4 protein-coding genes are annotated in these 4339 nt (G+C 71.8%); 3 read left to right on the forward strand and 1 reads right to left on the reverse strand.

The genetic code is table 11. The annotated features are described in order from the left end of the window. Nucleotides 1-578, reverse strand: a 578-nt coding sequence (locus tag AOK24_RS27035; protein ID WP_055722670.1) for a class I SAM-dependent methyltransferase, incomplete at its 3' end; no start/stop codon positions are given. A gap of 180 nt (nucleotides 579-758) precedes the next feature. On the opposite strand from AOK24_RS27035, the gene AOK24_RS27040 reads away from it, so the two are divergent. The 3 genes from AOK24_RS27040 to AOK24_RS27050 all read left to right on the forward strand — a co-directional run bounded on the left by AOK24_RS27040 (nucleotide 759) and on the right by AOK24_RS27050 (nucleotide 4295). Further along, on the forward strand, nucleotides 759-1874 hold the full coding sequence (locus tag AOK24_RS27040) for an NADH:flavin oxidoreductase (RefSeq protein WP_055722671.1): 1116 nt from the start codon (nucleotides 759-761) through the stop codon (nucleotides 1872-1874). A 335-nt stretch (nucleotides 1875-2209) separates the two neighbouring features. Next, nucleotides 2210-2569 (forward strand): hypothetical protein, encoded by a 360-nt coding sequence (locus tag AOK24_RS27045; protein ID WP_055722672.1) that lies wholly within the window; start codon nucleotides 2210-2212, stop codon nucleotides 2567-2569. A 220-nt stretch (nucleotides 2570-2789) separates the two neighbouring features. Beyond that, nucleotides 2790-4295: a carboxylesterase/lipase family protein gene (locus tag AOK24_RS27050; RefSeq protein ID WP_055722673.1), complete on the forward strand. Its 1506-nt coding sequence runs from the start codon at nucleotides 2790-2792 to the stop codon at nucleotides 4293-4295. Nucleotides 4296-4339 lie beyond the last annotated feature (44 nt).

A 4339-nucleotide genomic window follows, 5' to 3' on the forward strand; every position in this document is an offset into this window, starting at 1 on the left:
TACCGGAACGGCAGCTCAACCCCCCGCCCACCCCGCAACGTCAGCCGATGCGCCGAGTACGCGAACCCCGCCGCCCGCAACGCCCGCAGCACCGGACGGGACGCCGGTGACCCATCGGGGTGTCGCACCGACGCCGGATCGAAGTGCGCGGCGAACAACCCGCCCGGCGTGAGCCAGGAGGCCGCCCGGACCAGCAGCCCGAGCTGGTCACCGACGTAGTGGAGACCGTGGACGCAGGTGATGAGGTCGTACCGCAGGGTGGGGGTCCAGGTGGAGACGGACGCGGTGACCTCCTCCATCTGAGGGGGGAGGGGACGACGTACCAGAGGACCAACCAGATCGACGGCCGTCAGCCGCGCCGCCCCCGGCAACCGCGGCGCAGCCGCCCGCATCGCCAGCCCCTCCCCACTGCACAGGTCGAGCCACGCGGGCGCCTCCCCGTGCAGCTCGCTCACCGGATCGAAGCCCAGCTCACGGGCGTAGCTGTTCACCCCGGTGAGCCCGCGTTCGCGGTTCATCGTGTTGTTGGCGACGACGGAGGTCGCTTCGAGCGCGGCGGTCGTGAGCAGCTCGGGCATGGGTCAGTACTACGCGATCCCTACCCCTCCGGTACTACGGGGTGTCCGGGATCACAGCACTCTGCCCCGCCGTCCGGAAATGAGGTGGACCACGGTCCGGTTGACCTAGACGTACAAGGCGTATGCGCATGCACATACCCACCGGTCAGCCGACCACTTCACGAGCGAGGAGCCCTTCCCGTGGCAGCCACCCCCACCCGTGCCTCAGAGATCCTGTCCCGCCCGGTCACCATCAACGGCGTCACCCTCGCGAACCGCATCGCGATGGCCCCGATGACCCGCATGCAGTCCCCGGAGGGCATACCCGGGGAGGACGTGGCCTCGTACTACGCACGTCGTGCTACCGCAGGGGTAGGCCTGATCATCACCGAGGGGACGTACGTCGGCCACGACTCCGCCGGCGAGAGCGACCGCGTACCCCGCTTCCACGGCGAGGAGCAGCTCGCGGGCTGGGCGAAGGTCGCCGACGCCGTCCACGCGGCCGGCGGCCGGATCGTCCCGCAGCTCTGGCACATCGGCATGGTCCGCAAGGCCGGCCAGCCGCCGGTCGTGGACGCCCCGCCGGTCGGCCCCTCCGGCCTGCGCGTCGACGGCACCGCCGACGGCCACACCATGACCCAGCGCGACCTGGACGACGTCATCGGCGCGTTCGCGCAGAGCGCCGCCGCCGCCGAACGCCTCGGCTTCGACGGCATCGAACTCCACGGCGCCCACGGCTACTTGATCGACCAGTTCCTGTGGGGCACGACCAACCGCCGCACCGACGCGTACGGGGGCGACCCGGTCGCCCGTACCAAGTTCGCGGCCGAGATCGTCGCCGCCGTACGCGAGACCGTGTCCCCGGAGTTCCCCGTCATCTTCCGCTTCTCGCAGTGGAAGTACGACAACTACGACGCGCGGCTCGCCGAGACGCCGGAGGAACTGGAGGCGATCCTCACGCCGCTCGCCGCGGCCGGGGTCGACGCCTTCCACGCGTCGACGCGCCGCTACTGGGAGCCGGAGTTCGACGGCGCCGACCTCAACCTCGCGGGCTGGGCCAAGAAGCTCACCGGCAAGCCGACGATCACCGTCGGTTCCGTCGGCCTCGACAACGATTTCAGCACGGCGTTCGCCGGCAAGACCTCCGAGGCGAAGGGCATCGACGACCTGCTGGAGCGCTTCGAGCGGGACGAGTTCGACGCCGTGGCCGTCGGCCGCGCACTGCTCCAGGACCCGGAGTGGGCGGCGAAGGTCCTCGACGGCCGGTTCGAGGAACTGCGGGCGTTCGACCCGGCTGCGCTCCAGACGCTGAGCTAGCGGTAGGGGGGTAGCACAGGGCCCGTACACCTTCGGGGTGACGGGCCCTTGTCGTACCTGAGACGTCGTACTTGGGGCGTCGTACCTGAGGCGTCATACCCGGGGGGTAGTACCTGAGGCGTCGTACCTGAGACCTAATACCCCCGCACGCCGCTCGCGCGCCCCCGGACGCTGTCCGGGACATGGTGCTGACCTGCCCGGACGCCCACCCCCTGTCCGGGACAGCCGCGAACCGTTGCCTCCCCCGGCCGGGGCCCGCACGCTCGGTGCCGCAAGGTGTCCGGCCGGGACGGAACCGGCGGACACGTCCAGACCCATGCCAACAGGGGGAACAGATGCGAGTTCGACATGTCTTCGCGGTCGCCGTCGCGGGTTCGGCGATGGCCCTGAGCGGCCTGACGGCACCCGCCGCGCACGCCGCCCCGTTCACCACCAGAGTCGCCCAGGGAGACGACTACGCCAGATGGGACCTGGGCGACAAGGTGACCGTGTGCGACCGGGAGCGGGACGGCAACGGTGTGTACGTCGGCGTGTGGCTGGTCAACGGCTACGACGAGTTCGGCGACAGCAACGGCTCGGCGGCGCCGTGCAGTTCGCGGACGTACGACTACGGACAGGTGGAGGCCATCCAGGTGTGCGAGGACATCATCGGCCCGATCAACGCGTGCTCGGCGGCCCAGCCCGTCGACGACTGACGGCGGACGACCGACGGCGGGCCGCGCGCTGCGGGCTGTGGGAGAGGGGGAGGGGCACGGGGGTGCCCTCCCTCTCTGTCACTCACACGCTGTGTCACTCACACGCTCTGTCACCCACACGAGTGAACTCCGGCCGGATCGGCCATTCGCTGGAACCTCTGTTCGAGACGGGCCGTTGGGCGGGGCAGAGGTGGACGGTGGGAGACGAGAGGAGCGAGGCATGACGGCGGAAGAGGTTCGTACGGCGGCCGGTGCGGTCCGGGGGAGACGCGAGGACGGTCTGACGGTGTTCCGGGGGATCCCCTTCGCCGCGCCACCGGTGGGCCCCGCCCGTTTCCAGGCGCCCGCCCCTCCGGAGCCCTGGACGGGCGTACGGGAGGCGTACGAGTTCGGCGCCCCGCCCCCGCAGGAGGCCGTGTTCCCCGGCGCCCCCGCCGCAGAGGGAGACGACTGGCTGACGGTGAACGTCTGGACGCCGGACCCGGCCCCGCGGGCCCCGCGCCCGGTCATGGTCTGGATCCACGGCGGCGCCTACAAGACGGGCTTCTCCGGCAGCCCCGGCTACGACGCCCAGCACATCTCCCGCAAGGGTGACGTCGTGGTCGTCACCTTCAACTACCGCCTCGGCATCGAGGGCTTCGTCCACCTGGAGGGCGCCCCCGCCAACCGGGGCCTCCTCGACCAGGTCGCCGCCCTGGAGTGGGTCCGCGACAACATCGCGGAGTTCGGCGGCGACCCCGGGGACGTCACGGTGTTCGGCCAGTCCGCGGGCGCCGGCTCGATCGCCGCGCTCCTCGCGATGCCGTCGGCCCGCGGCCTCTTCCACCGCGCCGTCGCCCAGAGCATCCCGGGCGTGTACTTCTCCGCACCCCTGGCCAGGGACATCGCGGCGGCGCTCGCGGCGGAGGCGGGCGTACGGCCGACGGCGGCCGACCTCGCGGCGATCCCGCCGAGGAAGCTCACCGGGGCGGGCGAGGCCCTGGCGGCCAAGATGACGACGTACACGCGCTGGGGGCAGGTCGCGCCGACGGCCGTGCCGTACGCGCCGGTGGTGGACGGCGAGATCCTGCCGAAGACCCCGTGGCAGGCGGTGAGCGCGGGCGAGGCGCGGGACATCGCCCTCCTGGTCGGCCACAACTCCCAGGAGTACCGCCTCTTCACAGTCCTGGGAAACCTCCTGGGCCGCATCACGGAGGACCAGGCGACGGCGGCACTGCGCATGTACGCCCCCGGCGCGGGCGAGCCCGGCGAGCGCGCGTACCGCGAAGCCTTCCCGGACGCCACGGCGCAGGACCTCTTCGAACGCGTCCAGTCGGACTGGCTGTTCGCGATGCCGTCCCTGCACCTCGCCGAGGCCCAGCTGACGGCAGGCGGCTCGGCCCACCTCTACGAACTGACCTGGACACCCCCGGCCCACGGCGGCATCCTGCGTGGCTGCCACGCCCTGGACGTCCCCCTCCTCTTCGGAACGTACGCCGCGGACATGGGCGCCATCGCCTTCCCCGACGGCGAGGTCCCCCCGGACGCGGCCGACCTCACCGCCCGCTTCCAGACGTCCTGGACGTCCTTCGCCCGCACCGGCGACCCCGGCTGGGACACGTACGACCAGGAGAACAGGCTCACACAGATCCTGGACACCCCGTCGCAGGTCACCCGCTACCCGGAGGAGACAGCGAGGCAGCTGTGGGAGGGGTACGAGTGGGAGGCGCTGCCGCTGGTGGAGTGACGGGGGCGCAGAGGGACGGCGGTGCCGGGCGGGCGAGGGAGGAG

The sequence above is a fragment of the Streptomyces niveiscabiei genome, assembly GCF_001419795.1.
GTDB lineage: Bacteria > Actinomycetota > Actinomycetes > Streptomycetales > Streptomycetaceae > Streptomyces > Streptomyces niveiscabiei.

Excerpts from the sequence above, each read along its gene's own strand:
- AOK24_RS27045 (WP_055722672.1), top strand. The coding sequence starts at position 2,210 with ATGCGAGTTCGACATGTCTTCGCGGTCGCCGTCGCGGGTTCGGCGATG.
- AOK24_RS27050 (WP_055722673.1), top strand. The coding sequence starts at position 2,790 with ATGACGGCGGAAGAGGTTCGTACGGCGGCCGGTGCGGTCCGGGGGAGA.